The 13,229-nt window shown below is 32.5% G+C and carries 12 protein-coding genes and 1 tRNA gene; 11 read left to right on the top strand and 2 right to left on the bottom strand.

The features are described from left to right. Nucleotides 1-49 precede the first annotated feature (49 nt). Both HMPREF1154_RS02920 and HMPREF1154_RS02915 read right to left on the bottom strand, forming a co-directional pair. Nucleotides 50-123, bottom strand: a tRNA-Arg gene (locus HMPREF1154_RS02920). Nucleotides 124-143: 20 nt separating this feature from the next. Then, a complete protein-coding gene (locus tag HMPREF1154_RS02915; protein ID WP_009641093.1) occupies nt 144-593 on the bottom strand; it encodes a GatB/YqeY domain-containing protein in 450 nt (149 codons plus the stop codon). Nucleotides 594-795: 202 nt separating this feature from the next. On the opposite strand from HMPREF1154_RS02915, the gene HMPREF1154_RS02910 reads away from it, so the two are divergent. The 11 genes from HMPREF1154_RS02910 (at nt 796) to HMPREF1154_RS02860 (ending at nt 13,228) form a co-directional block, all read left to right on the top strand. Next, complete coding sequence (locus HMPREF1154_RS02910; protein ID WP_198004470.1) at nt 796-2,553, top strand: ABC transporter ATP-binding protein; 1,758 nt, start codon at nt 796-798, stop codon at nt 2,551-2,553. A gap of 120 nt (nt 2,554-2,673) precedes the next feature. Further along, entirely contained in the window at nt 2,674-3,660 is a 987-nt protein-coding gene (pfkA, locus tag HMPREF1154_RS02905; protein WP_009641071.1) for a 6-phosphofructokinase, read from the top strand. Between the two features lie 28 nt (nt 3,661-3,688). Next, nucleotides 3,689-4,564 carry a hypothetical protein gene (locus HMPREF1154_RS02900; RefSeq protein WP_009641063.1) on the top strand — a complete coding sequence of 292 codons (876 nt, stop codon included), beginning with the start codon at nt 3,689-3,691 and terminating at the stop codon, nt 4,562-4,564. A gap of 57 nt (nt 4,565-4,621) precedes the next feature. Beyond that, a complete protein-coding gene (locus HMPREF1154_RS02895; protein WP_009641051.1) occupies nt 4,622-5,941 on the top strand; it encodes a UDP-glucose dehydrogenase family protein in 1,320 nt (439 codons plus the stop codon). Nucleotides 5,942-5,951: 10 nt separating this feature from the next. Then, nucleotides 5,952-6,812, top strand: a complete 861-nt coding sequence (locus HMPREF1154_RS02890) for an NAD-dependent epimerase/dehydratase family protein (RefSeq protein ID WP_009641067.1) — start codon at nt 5,952-5,954, stop codon at nt 6,810-6,812. Next, complete coding sequence (gene glf / locus HMPREF1154_RS02885) at nt 6,812-7,918, top strand: UDP-galactopyranose mutase (RefSeq protein WP_009641049.1); 1,107 nt, start codon at nt 6,812-6,814, stop codon at nt 7,916-7,918. Before HMPREF1154_RS02890 ends, glf begins: the two co-directional genes overlap by 1 nt. Before the next feature lies 1 nt (nt 7,919). Continuing rightward, the gene (locus HMPREF1154_RS02880) at nt 7,920-9,146 is read left to right on the top strand and encodes an oligosaccharide flippase family protein (protein ID WP_009641048.1); all 1,227 of its coding nucleotides are present in this window, start codon (nt 7,920-7,922) and stop codon (nt 9,144-9,146) included. After that, nucleotides 9,143-9,979 carry a DUF4422 domain-containing protein gene (locus HMPREF1154_RS02875; protein WP_009641053.1) on the top strand — a complete coding sequence of 279 codons (837 nt, stop codon included), beginning with the start codon at nt 9,143-9,145 and terminating at the stop codon, nt 9,977-9,979. Before HMPREF1154_RS02880 ends, HMPREF1154_RS02875 begins: the two co-directional genes overlap by 4 nt. Before the next feature lie 3 nt (nt 9,980-9,982). Then, the gene (locus HMPREF1154_RS02870) at nt 9,983-10,870 is read left to right on the top strand and encodes a glycosyltransferase family 2 protein (RefSeq protein ID WP_009641085.1); all 888 of its coding nucleotides are present in this window, start codon (nt 9,983-9,985) and stop codon (nt 10,868-10,870) included. Nucleotides 10,871-10,890: 20 nt separating this feature from the next. Beyond that, nucleotides 10,891-12,084 carry an oligosaccharide repeat unit polymerase gene (gene wzy, locus HMPREF1154_RS02865; RefSeq protein WP_009641072.1) on the top strand — a complete coding sequence of 398 codons (1,194 nt, stop codon included), beginning with the start codon at nt 10,891-10,893 and terminating at the stop codon, nt 12,082-12,084. A 4-nt stretch (nt 12,085-12,088) separates the two neighbouring features. After that, nucleotides 12,089-13,228, top strand: coding sequence for a glycosyltransferase (locus HMPREF1154_RS02860; protein ID WP_034566802.1), 1,140 nt, complete (start codon nt 12,089-12,091; stop codon nt 13,226-13,228). Nucleotide 13,229 lies beyond the last annotated feature (1 nt).

Raw genomic sequence — 13,229 nt, 5'->3', positions numbered from 1 at the left:
TAGCCTTAGAACTGTTGTAACACATTGAGTGGAAGAGTGTTACACTTAGTGACCGCGAGAGGCTTCGAACCCCTAACCCTCAGAGCCGAAATCTGATATTCTATCCAGTTGAACTACGCGGCCTTTGGTAAAACAATAAATATCTATGATAATACTTTCTTTACTATAGCAGCTATGAGTTTGCCATCGGCCTTGCCTGCAAGCTCTTTGTTAGCCTCGCCCATGACTTTTCCCATATCCTTCATGCTAGTTGCTCCTACACGGGCTACAATTTCCCTGATAATAGCCTCTACTTTCTCCTCGGAGAGTTGTTCGGGAAGGAACTTAGCTATAATCTCAGCTTGCTGTAACTCTGGAGTAGCCAAATCCTCTCTGCCTTGTTTTTGATAGAGATCAGCACTCTCTTTACGCTGTTTTACAAGGCGTTGTAAGAGCTTTATTTCTTCTTCCTCTAAAAGAGTTTCTCCTGCCTTGGCCTCTGTTTTAGCCAATAATATAGCTGACTTTATGGCACGCAAGGATTCCAAAGCAATAGTATCTTTAGCTTTCATAGCCTCTTTGAGGGCTTCCATTATTTTTGCTTCTAAACTCATGGTAAAAAATCTTAACCAATAACTTGGTGTTATTGCAGGTGCAAAGTTACATCTTTTTTTCTAACTAAGAAAATATTTTTTATTTTTGTTTCCCATAAAAACAAATAGGTAATAGTTTTTCAGTTCTAATATTTTTTGTATCTTTGCCGCGCAACATCAAGCATAAAGTGCTGGAAGGTTGCCTTATTTTGATGTACTTAAAATGACCCAAAAGAAAACTGAAAATACTGATATTTCTATCCTGCAGAAACTCTTTGCCTATGCCAAACCCTACAAATGGACTTTCACATTGGTAGCCTTTTTGGCAATATTCATCTCAGTAGCCAGCTCCTTAAGAGCTTATATCTCTAAAGAAATCATCAATAACTACATAGTACCCAAGGACTATCAGGGCTTATTATATGCTAGTTTGCTACTAGTGGCTATATTACTGCTGGAAATTATCTCTCAAATTTCATTCGCTTATTATTCTGGTTGGATAGGACAAGCTGTCATTTATGATATTCGTAAGAAGCTATTCTCGCTTATGCTACGCTTCAATATGAAGTACCACAACCAATCATCTGTAGGAGTGCTCATCACCCGTGCGGTAAATGACTTAGAACGTATTGGGGAAATATTCAGTGCAGGCCTATTTGAAATCATCTCAGATATACTGAAGATGACCATTATCATGTCCCTGATGCTCCTGACTGACTGGAAGCTGTCGCTGCTCACCTTTCTTACCCTACCTATTATTATCTACGCAACTCACCTCTTTCAAAGAGCCAGTAAAGCCGCCTTTACCGATATTCGCAGGGAGGTCGCGAACCTAAACTCCTTCGTCCAAGAGCGTATCAGTGGGATTAAGGTCGTACAGCTCTTCAATCGAGAGAAAGAAGAGTACAAAGCCTTCCAAGAGATTAACGAAAAACACAAGAAAGCATGGCTAAGAAATATTCTGCAAAACTCCATTTACTTTCCTATAGCAGAAGTGCTTAGCTCCTTGGCTATTGCCTTGGTCATTTGGTATGGAGGTCTGCAAGTTACCCAGCATGAAATGGCTAGTTTAGGGGTCATCTTCATGTTTGTTCAATTGGTACAAGAACTCTATCGTCCACTTCGCCATATTGCTGACAAATTCACCGTATTACAAATGGGTATGGTCGCCTCTGGTCGTGTTTTTGATATCATGGAAGAAGAAAAAGAAAACCAAGAAGACTTCCAACTGGGACGTCACCAAGAAATCCAAGGAGACATTCGCTTTCAAAATGTTACTTTTGGTTACAAAAAGGATGAAGAAATCCTTCATGGCATCAGTTTTGAAGCTAAAAAAGGACAAACAATCGCCTTTGTTGGCGCCACAGGAGCAGGTAAATCAACTGTAATACAACTACTTACACGCTTTTACCACATCACCTCTGGAGAAATACTCATTGATGGAGTCAGCTGTTATGATTATAACTTAGAGAGCTATCGCCAACAAATAGGCGTTGTACTTCAAGACGTATTCCTTTTTGCCAACAGTATCTATTACAATATCACCTTGGGAGATGAACGCATTACTCTAGAACAAGTTAAAGAAGCCGCTAAGGAAATAGGTATCCATGACTTTATAGAGCAACTCCCCAATGGTTATTTCTTTGATGTAAAGGAGCGAGGGGCTGTCCTTTCAGCAGGCCAACGCCAACTGATCTCTTTCCTTCGTGCCTATGTACACAAACCCAAAATTCTTATCCTTGATGAGGCTACCGCTTCAGTAGACTCCCATTCAGAGAAGCTCTTACAGCAAGCTACCGAAAAAATCACCCAAGGGCGTACCTCCATTGTCATCGCTCATAGGCTCTCCACTATACGCAAGGCAGATAAGATCATCGTAATGAACAAAGGAAATATAGTAGAAGAAGGTACCCATGATGAGCTCTTAAAAATTGATAAGGGCTATTATAAGAACCTATATGACATGCAGTTTGCCTCTTAGAGGAGAGATCTCAAAATAAAGACTAAAAATAATTTGTAGAAAAAATATTTATTTTCTGGGGTACTATCATTTTTTTACGTAAATTTGCCCCCAACTAACAATCACCAATTAATAACAATTATGACAAACATTAAGAAAATAGCCGTTCTCACCTCAGGAGGTGATGCTCCAGGAATGAATGCCGCCATACGCTCTGTAGTACGTACTTGCGCTTACCATGATGTAGCTGTATTAGGTGTATACCGAGGCTACCAAGGCATGATAGAAAATGACTTTGCCCCTTTGGATGCCCGTAGTGTCCGTAACCTTGTCAATCGTGGAGGTACCTTCCTCAAGTCTGCTCGTTCTAAGGAATTTCGTACGCCTGAAGGACGCAAGAAAGCCTATGATAACCTTGTAGCTGCCGAAGCAGATGCATTGGTAGTTATCGGAGGAGACGGTTCTTTCACAGGTGCTTTGCTTTTCAACCAAGAATTTGGATTCCCTGTAATGGGTATCCCAGGTACTATAGACAATGATATATATGGTACTACCTATACCCTTGGGTATGATACAGCTCTCAATACAGTAGTAGAAGCCATTGACAAAATACGTGATACTGCTAGCTCCCACAACCGTATGTTTTTTATAGAAGTGATGGGGCGTGATGCTGGTTTTCTGGCTCTCAACTCAGGTATAGGAGGGGGCGCTGAAAAAATCCTTATCCCAGAACAACATAGTACCTTAGAAGACTTGGTAAATGAGATTGCCATCAACCACAACAAAGGGAAAATGTCCAATATCATAGTGGTAGCCGAAGGATATACGACAGGACAAAATGTATATGAACTCAAAAAATACGTAGAGGCACAAAATCCAGACTATGATATTCGTGTAACTGTATTGGGACACATACAGCGAGGCGGTGCTCCTACCTGCTTTGACCGTGTATTGGCCAGCCGTATGGGGGTGAAAGCTGTAGAATCCCTTCTCGAAGGCAAGTCCAACTATATGGTAGGAATCAACAACGACAAAATAGACCTCACCCCACTGGAAAAAGCCATCAAAGGCGGTGAAAGCAAGCTCGATCCAGACCTTATCCGTATTGCAAAGATTATGAGTGTGTAGTTTTAATCTCTATTAAGTCAACTTTGACATGATTATTCTATTTTTTGCTCATGGAGGAAAAGAGTTCCTTAATGAAGTAGTATTTGCTGTATTATCTTACTATCAACATCATAAATCTAATGAAAATAAGATAGTTGTCTATACTGATAATATAGAGTATTTCAAAACAATACTTCCTGAAGAAATAATCTATATTTCTGTTTCTTCAGAGCAAGTAAAACAATGGAAAGGAGCTATTAATTTCGTACATCGTATAAAGATTGAGGTATTAAAAGACGCTTTCTCTCGTTTTCCAGAGCAAGATATATTATACTTAGATAGTGATGTATATTTCAAAGAAAATATTTCTTTCTTACAAAAAAAGATAGAAAACAACATTCCTATTATGAGTTTAAAAGAAGGAAAAATCTTTAGAAGTAAGTTAAGACATTTTAAAAAGTTAGCCTTATATCTAAGAACCCATAAAAATACCATAGCTCTCAACCCTCCTGTTGTTATAAATACAGAACAATGTATGTATAATGCAGGTATTATTGGACTAAGATATAGCGATAATGATATTGTTAAGAAAGCTCTTTCTATTACTGATTTTTTACATCCCTTTGTCAATACTCATGTAACAGAACAATTTGCTTTCAGTGTACTTCTCTGTGAAAAAGGTATTATTTATGAAGCAGAGCAAAATATACATCATTATTGGTATTTCAAAGAGTTCAGAGAAATTATCAGTTCATTTTTAGAAACTAATCAAGGAAAATCATTTGAAGAATTAGTGTCTCTTTCTGCTATGCTTAATCCTGAATACATGGGAAGCGAAAAATGGGCTTATAAGAATAAAACTTTTTTTCAAAAGCTTTCACATAGATTAACCTTTGGCAGAAAATGGAAAATCAAAAAAATGTAATCAAGTTTAATTATTTTTTTGTAACTTTGCCCCAAATATTTTTACTTTACTTAAAATATGAAAATAGCAGTTATTGGAACCGGTTATGTTGGTTTAGTATCAGGTACTTGTTTTGCCGAAATGGGAAATAAAGTTACTTGTGTAGATGTGAATAAAGAAAAAATTGAAAACCTTAAAAAAGGGATTATTCCCATCTATGAGCCTGGTTTAGAGACCATGGTACTTAGTAATGTAGCTAATAAGAATTTGTTCTTTACTACAGAAATAAGTGAAGCCATCAAAGATGCTGAGATAGCCTTTATTGCAGTAGGTACTCCTATGGGAGATGATGGTTCTGCGGACTTGCAATATGTACTCTCCGTAGCAGAATCCATTGGAGAAACTATGCAGGGAAAACTCATCATTGTAGACAAATCTACTGTGCCTGTAGGTACTGCAGATAAGGTTCGTACTACTGTGCAAAAAGCCTTGGATAAGCGAGGCGTTTCCTATGAATTTCATGTAGTATCCAATCCTGAGTTTCTCAAAGAAGGAAAAGCCATTCAAGACTTTATGAAGCCTGATCGAGTAGTAGTGGGAGCTGATAATGACTATGCATTAAGCCAGATGAAGGCACTCTATGCCCCTTTCTTTATGCAGCATGATGGCTTTATTCCTATGGATATTCGTTCGGCTGAGATGACTAAATATGCAGCAAATTCCATGTTGGCTACTAAGATATCTTTCATGAATGAAATAGCCAATATCTGTGAGCGTGTAGGAGCTGATGTAAATAAAGTGCGTATAGGTATTGGTTCTGACAGTCGCATTGGTTATAGTTTCATCTACCCAGGTTGTGGGTATGGAGGTTCCTGCTTTCCTAAAGATGTCTTAGCTCTAAAGAAATTGGCAGAAGAAGTCAATTACAAAGCAGAACTTATAGAATCTGTAGATAATGTCAATAACCGTCAAAAATATGTCATTGCTCAAAAGGTAGTAAAAAAATATGGAGAAGATCTTACAGGAAAAACTTTTGCTGTATGGGGACTTTCCTTCAAACCTGAAACAGATGATATGCGAGAGGCTCCAGCCATCTATATCATTAAAGAATTAGTTAAACGAGGTGCTAAAATACAAGCCTATGATCCCAAAGCTGTGCATGAGGCTAAAGTATGCTACTTGAAGGGAATTGATGTAACCTATGTAGAAAGTAAATATGATGCACTAAAAGGGGCAGATGCTCTCCTGCTGCTTACTGAATGGAAAGAATTCCGTGTACCTGACTTTGAAGAAATTGGCAAACAATTAAAAGAAAAAGTAATTTTTGATGGACGTAATCAATACAATGCTTTTGATTTACCCAATAAAGGTTTTGAATACATACAAATAGGAGTTTAAGACAAGAGAAATGAAAATATTAGTAACTGGAGGAGCAGGCTTTGTAGGTTCCAACCTTTGTGAAGCCTTAGCCAAAGACCCTAAAAATCATGTTTACTCATTAGATAACTATTTCACAGGAAGCCGAGAGAATCATGTAGAAGGAGTTACCTATATAGAGGGAAGTACAGAACATATTTTTGAACTTATTGACTTTGTCCCTGACCTTGTATATCACTTAGGTGAATACTCACGAGTAGAACAAAGTTTTGAAGATATAGACAAGGTATTGTTATTCAATAAAATAGGAACTCTTAAAGTGTTGGAGTTCTGCCGAAAGCATAAGTGTAAATTGGTATATGCGGGCAGTAGTACTAAGTTTGGTGATGGAGGTATAGGTAAAGATCAAAGTCCTTATGCTTGGAGTAAATCATCCAACACAGAGTTAGTGAAAAATTATGGTAATTGGTATGGTTTAGAGTATGCTATTGTTTATTTTTACAATGTTTATGGTAAGCGTGAGATCCGTACTGGTAAGTATGCCACTCTTATAGCACTCTTTACTGAGAAAATGAAAAAAGGAGAACCTCTCACTGTAGTAAGCCCTGGCACACAACAACGCAACTTTACTCATATTGAGGATATAGTATCTGGATTACTTATCGTAGGAGAAAAAGGTAATGGTGATGGTTTTGGTATAGGAAGCCCCGAAACTTATACTGTCTTAGAGATAGCTAAATTATTTGGGGGAGAGATCCAAATGCTTCCTGAGCGTAAGGGAAATCGCATGACAGCTGAGGTAGTTACTCAAAAGACAGAAGCACTAGGTTGGAAAGCCAAAAGACATATTAAAGAGTTTATAGAAGAATTGAGAAATAATAATAACTGGTAATGAAAGAATATGATTATTTAGTTGTAGGAGCTGGGCTTTTTGGTTCTGTATTTGCTTGTGAAATGACTAAGAAAGGAAAAAAGTGCTTAGTTATAGATAAAAGAGAGCATTTAGGGGGAAATATATATTGCAGAGAGATAGAAGGAATACAAGTTCACCAATATGGCCCTCATATTTTCCATACTAATGATAAAGATATTTGGAATTATGTAAATCAGTTTGCAGAATTTAATCATTTTATATATAGCCCTGTAGCAAACTATAAAGGTAAATTGTATAACCTACCTTTCAATATGAATACCTTTTATCAATTATGGGGGGTTACTACGCCCAATGAAGCACAACAAATCATAGAAAAACAGATTAAAGAAAGTGGTATAACCTCCGCTCAAAACTTAGAGGAGCAAGCACTGTCATTGGTGGGACGTGATGTGTATGAAACACTTATCAAAGGATATACAGAAAAACAATGGGGACGTCCTGCGACAGAGCTACCAGCTTTTATTATCAAACGGCTTCCTGTCAGATATATTTTTGACAATAATTACTTTAATGATCGTTACCAAGGAATTCCTATAGGAGGTTATAATGTTATTATAGAAAATATGCTCAGGGGTATTGAAACAAGGACAGGAGTTGATTATCTTGAAAATAAGAGCCATTATGATAGTTTGGCTCATACTGTAGTATATACAGGTAAGATAGATGAATATTTTGAATATTGTTTTGGGGAATTAGAATACCGCTCCTTACGATTTGAGACAGATGTTTTAGAGATGGAAAACTTCCAAGGATGTGCAGGAATGAATTATACAGATGCTGCGACTCCTTATACTCGTATAGTAGAACATAAGCACTTTGAGTTTGGAAAACAGAAACATACTGTTATCACCAAAGAATATTCTCAAACTTGGAACAGAGAGAAAGAAGCTTATTACCCTATAAATAATACTGCTAATCAAGAGTTGTATAATAAGTATAAAGAAAAAGCTTCTACTTTGGCTAATGTTATTTTTGGAGGGCGATTGGCTGAATATAGATATTATGACATGCATCAGGTAATAGCTTCAGCCTTACAAAGAGTTAAAACAATAAATAGCCAATAAGATGATATTTGACAAACTAAAGCAACATAAAAAGATTATTGAAAATTTCTCTTATTTGTCTGTTTTGCAAATACTCTCATTAATTACTCCTTTAATTACTTATCCTTATTTAGTAAGAACTTTAGGAGAGATAATGTATGGAACAGTTGTATTCGCTCAGGCTGTAGTAGCCTATTTTAATATCTTAGTTGTTTTTGGTTTTAATTTCACAGCAGCAAAAGATGTTAGCTTACATAGAGATAACCCTAAGAAATTAAGTGAAATTATTAGTGCAGTAACTATTATCAAGACATTATTTCTAATAATTTCATTATTATTAATATCATGTTATATGTTTTATACTTCCAAAATGGATTATAGCTTATACTATTTGTCCTTTTGGATATGTCTGAATGAGATTCTATTCCCTACTTGGTTTTTTCAAGGAATAGAAGAGATGAAATATATTACTTTTATTAATTTAGGGATACGTGTTTTGTTTATAGGAATGATTTTTATATTTATAAAATCTCCCAATGACTATTTATTTTTCCCTTTACTGAATGGAATAGGGTCTCTTTTGGCGGGAGTTATTAGTTTCTCTTTATTATATAAAAAATACAAATTACAATTAATAAGAGTTCCTTTAAAAACACTAATTGAATATATAAAATCATCATATCATTTATTTATATCTAATGTATCTATTCAGATATATGTAAATGCCAATAAGATTATTATTGGTCATTTTTTAGGCATGCGAGAGGTTACTTATTACGACTTAGCAGAGAAAATAACTAATATGGGAAAAGTTCCTCAAGGCATGATTAATCAGGTCTTATACCCTAAGATAGCCTTAGAAAAAAATAAAGCCCTTTTAAAGAAAGTTCTCAGAGGAACAATTCTTATGAATGTTGTTTTGTACTTGATAGTTTTTCTGTTTTCTCATCAGATAGTAACCTATTTTGGAGGAAACGAAACTGTTCTAAGAATTCTATTTTTAACAGTACCTATTATAGGAATAAGCAATGTATTAATGATATTAACTTTACTACCCTTTGGGTATAATAAATCTTTTACAAGAATTGTCTTTTTATCAGCTTTCTTTTATTTATTCATTGTTTTGATACTTTATGGACTAAATTCTATATCGTTATATACTCTTACAGCCACCAATGTAGTTGTGGAATCGTTAGTTTCTATAATAGCATATATTTATGTTAGACGAAAAAAAATAATAGATTTATGAGTGAAGATAAAATTATTAAGATATTAGTTTGTTGCCACAAGAGGGATGTGATGGCTACCCAATCCCCTTATTTACCTATACAAGTAGGTAAGTCTATATCTACTACAGATTTAGGAATACAAGCTGATAATACTGGAGATAATATAAGTGAAAAAAACCAAAGCTATTGTGAACTTACAGGTATCTATTGGGCTTGGAAAAATTTGAAAGATATAGATTATATTGGACTTTGTCATTATAGGAGATATTTTGATTTTCATAAGCAGGGAAATATGATAGCACACAGCACGATTATTCCTTCTAAAGATTTTGAGAAATTAAATTTGTCAGTACCTAAGAATGTTTTAAAAGAATTGGAGAAAGGCTACATATTTATTCCTAAGAAAATAACTTATAAATATCCACTATACATTGATTATAGTATTCATCACTTAAGTGAAGATATTCGTAAATTAGAAGAAATAATTAACATCCATTGTGAAGATAAATATAAAGAAGCTTTTAGTAAAGTTATTCATCATAATAACAAACTAAGCCATTATAATATGTTTTTGATGTCATGGAAAGAGTTTGATAAATATTGTCAATGGCTTTTTTCTGTTTTAGTGATTGCAGAGAAAGAGATTAACATAACCAATTACAATTCTGTTCAAAAACGTATTTTTGGATATATGGCAGAGAGACTTTTTAATATTTATATCTATGCTAATCAACTAAAGGTAAAAGAATTACCTATACTTAAAATTAGTGATGAAATAAACAATACAAATCTTATAAAACGAATTGCTAGGACTCAAGTCAATAATTTAACTGCTTTATTCCATAAAATTTAAAAAATGATCTCTATTATTATAGTAAATTACAACACCAAACAGCTCACTTTGGATTGTATCAGATCTATATATAAATATACAAAAGATATTGATTTTGAGGTGATTGTAGTAGATAATGCCTCTTCAGATAATTCTGTTGAGGCTATTAGAGAATCTTTCCCTATAGTAAATGTAATAGAGCCTAAAGAAAATTTGGGTTTTGGTAGAGCTAATAATCTTGGAGCTAAATATGCTCAAGGTGAATACTTATTTTTACTCAATAGTGATACCTTACTTATAGAAAATAGTATTAAAAAACTATATGACTTTTATACAGAGAATCAAGAAAAACTTCATATTGGGGTCTTGGGATGCACTTTAGTAGATAAAGATTTAAATCTCATACATTCTGGAGGTGATTTCCCCACAATCAGTAGATATATCTTTGATCATCCTTTTCGTGTTATAAATAAAATATTTAAAACAAATAAGAGTACATTCAAAAAATATTCTTATAATAATCCTATAACTAAAATAGATATGGTAACAGGAGCTGATATTCTTCTATCCAAAGAAATATTTAATAAAGTAGGAGGCTTTGATGAGCGTTTTTTCCTTTATTATGAAGAAACAGATATGGAATATAAGCTTACAAAGTTAGGATATACTCACTATATCATAAATACCACAAAAATTATTCATTTGGAGGGAGGAAGTATGAGCTATTCCAATTGGAAACGAAAAATAATACAAAATAGTCAAACTCTTTATTTCAAATTAAATCACTCTAATCTCTTTTGGATATATGGAATATTTGAACTATTGATGACTCCTCTTAGATTCTTACAATTCAAATATTCTTTTGAAGAGAATTTAGATTTTGTGAAAAGTAATTTTAAAAATATCTTTTAAAGATATACATAGATAGTAAGATGAAAGAAGAAATAGATGCTTATAAAGGGTGTAAATTAATCCTTTTCATAAATATTTTTTATATTACTATATCATATTTATATGCCCTAATAAGAAAAGAATATAACGGAGATTTCTTAGATATTCCTGTTAATTTGAATCCCTTTTTTTTATCTTTTGTATGGATAATCTCTATAATTCCTTTCTTAGGACTATGGTTATTATATAAAAAATATAAAAAAAAACACATTCCTTACAAAAAAGTTTATATAAGTATAGGATTTGTGAAAATGTTTGTCTTTATATTATTAATATCTCATATTTTTGTCACATTAGTTTTTGGCGTCGGAAAGGCTGGTTTTTCTGTATACCAAGCCCCTTCTTTTATTAAATTTTTTATACAAATATTACTGCGCTTTGATTCTACTATGTGGGGCGTTTTCTTGATATTTATATGCTCTAAAAAAGATTATACAACTCTCTTATGGACAATTCTACTATTGAGCATTTTAGGAATAACGAGGGCGTCAATGGGATTTCTCTTTTTTACCTTTTGGATAACTATTATAAAATACAATAAAGAACTTTTACATTTTTTGAAAAAATATTTTTTTATAATATGTATAATAATTCCCACATTCCCTTTTTTTGTAGAATTTGCGTATAATCAGAGAGATATTCTTAGAAAAGCAGGAGATGGAAATATAAAATATGATAAAAACACTCTTTTGGCTGGAAAGTTAGTCGGAAGATTATCTAGTTTTTCTAATACTGCTATACTTATAGATAAAGGTATTTATTATTATATAATTGCACAAGATTTTGATACTTTTTTTTATCAAAAAAATATGCTTATAATGATTAATGGGAGTGTCTTCAGTAAAAAGGATGTGCCAGAAAAAGTACTTATTGAAAATGGACCTGAGAATGCTTCCTTTATGTTAGGAACCTCTGGGATTTTAATTTTTTCACTTTATAAATCTACAACTTCTTTCTTTATTAATTTATTTTCTATCATTATTATATGTATTCTAGTATTCAAAATATTAAAGACCATTAATTTTTCTATGAATAACGAATATGCTTTTTTTATATTATTGGGTCCTGTTCTAAGTGGTGTTGGTCTAGAATATTTCGCCTGTTTATTAAATGCTATCATATTGTTTATAACTTTACTTTTTTTTAGAGCTTTTAAAAAATTACAATTAAACTAATTTTATGAAACAAGTTATATATATAAATTCTTATGCCAATAAAAAACATCACGAATTATTTAATACTGCCGTACTAATTGCATTAAATAATTTTAATATCAAATTATACTCTGGTAAAAGATCTAAAAATAATATGATATTTCTATCTAAAGAAAACGGATTTAAACTGAATTTCAATAATATAAAAAGTACTAACCTATTTATATTAGAAGGAAATTCTAGATGGACTAATTTTTTTAAATATATTTTAGGCACTTTATATAATATATATATATTGTTATCTTCTAATAAAAATGATATCCTTATATATAATTTCAACAATTCTCTATCCTTGTATTTTTTGAATAAACTAAATTCTCTCTTAAAGAGAAAAATACTTATCTTCTGCCATGGAGAGATGGAATTATTAATTAACAATGAAGGAGGAGGGCTTGCAAAACTTCTAAAATGGAATCTTAGAAATTTTTTTCTAAGAAAAAGAAATATTTATATTTCATTCTGTGTCTTAGGTGATTGTGTGATAGAAAATCTAAAAAATATAATAGGAGAAAATATTAAATATTTTTACAGTATTGATCATCCCTATTTTTTTAATAAAAATATTGATGAAAACATTAATAATAAAAATAATGTAGTGTCTTTTGCTACAATTGGTGAATTAAATATTTTTAAAGGACTATATTCTTATATAAATCTTTTAGAAAAAGTCAATATGAAAGATAAATCTTTTTCTATAATAGGTAACACAAGTGATCATGTAGAAGAACTCAAAAAGAAAAATATTATTTTAAGGGGAAAGGATAATTATTTAGATCGAAAAGATTTTGAAAACCTAATTTCAAAAATAGATTATGCTCTATATTTCTATTCATCCAACAAATATAAACTAACTGCAAGTGGAGCTATTTTTGATGCTATCAACGCTAGAAAACCCATTATAGCATTAGAGAATGATTATTTCAGATACCTTTTCAAAAAATATGGGACAATTGGATATCTTTGTAAAAATATAGACGAAATGGCAGAGGTAATCAACAATATAAGAAAAGAAAAGAAAACTATTTTTAATTTTGATAATTATATCAACCAACTATCTATAGATTCTTTTACAAAAAATTTTTTAAATATTATAGAAAGAATGTGAT

The organism is Capnocytophaga sp. CM59 (assembly GCF_000293175.1).
Classification (GTDB): Bacteria; Bacteroidota; Bacteroidia; order Flavobacteriales; family Flavobacteriaceae; genus Capnocytophaga; species Capnocytophaga granulosa.
The sequence above is the reverse complement of the archived record's forward strand: the minus strand, read 5'-3'. Positions and strand labels throughout refer to the sequence as shown.

What these genes read in the sequence shown, in the direction of transcription:
- HMPREF1154_RS02875 (WP_009641053.1), top strand. Translation starts at nt 9,143, where the DNA reads ATGAGTGAAGATAAAATTATTAAGATATTAGTTTGTTGCCACAAGAGG.
- HMPREF1154_RS02880 (WP_009641048.1), top strand. Translation starts at nt 7,920, where the DNA reads ATGATATTTGACAAACTAAAGCAACATAAAAAGATTATTGAAAATTTC.
- wzy (WP_009641072.1), top strand. Translation starts at nt 10,891, where the DNA reads ATGAAAGAAGAAATAGATGCTTATAAAGGGTGTAAATTAATCCTTTTC.
- HMPREF1154_RS02895 (WP_009641051.1), top strand. Translation starts at nt 4,622, where the DNA reads ATGAAAATAGCAGTTATTGGAACCGGTTATGTTGGTTTAGTATCAGGT.
- HMPREF1154_RS02900 (WP_009641063.1), top strand. Translation starts at nt 3,689, where the DNA reads ATGATTATTCTATTTTTTGCTCATGGAGGAAAAGAGTTCCTTAATGAA.
- HMPREF1154_RS02870 (WP_009641085.1), top strand. Translation starts at nt 9,983, where the DNA reads ATGATCTCTATTATTATAGTAAATTACAACACCAAACAGCTCACTTTG.
- HMPREF1154_RS02915 (WP_009641093.1), bottom strand. Translation starts at nt 593, where the DNA reads ATGAGTTTAGAAGCAAAAATAATGGAAGCCCTCAAAGAGGCTATGAAA.
- pfkA (WP_009641071.1), top strand. Translation starts at nt 2,674, where the DNA reads ATGACAAACATTAAGAAAATAGCCGTTCTCACCTCAGGAGGTGATGCT.
- HMPREF1154_RS02910 (WP_198004470.1), top strand. Translation starts at nt 796, where the DNA reads ATGACCCAAAAGAAAACTGAAAATACTGATATTTCTATCCTGCAGAAA.
- HMPREF1154_RS02860 (WP_034566802.1), top strand. Translation starts at nt 12,089, where the DNA reads ATGAAACAAGTTATATATATAAATTCTTATGCCAATAAAAAACATCAC.
- HMPREF1154_RS02890 (WP_009641067.1), top strand. Translation starts at nt 5,952, where the DNA reads ATGAAAATATTAGTAACTGGAGGAGCAGGCTTTGTAGGTTCCAACCTT.
- glf (WP_009641049.1), top strand. Translation starts at nt 6,812, where the DNA reads ATGAAAGAATATGATTATTTAGTTGTAGGAGCTGGGCTTTTTGGTTCT.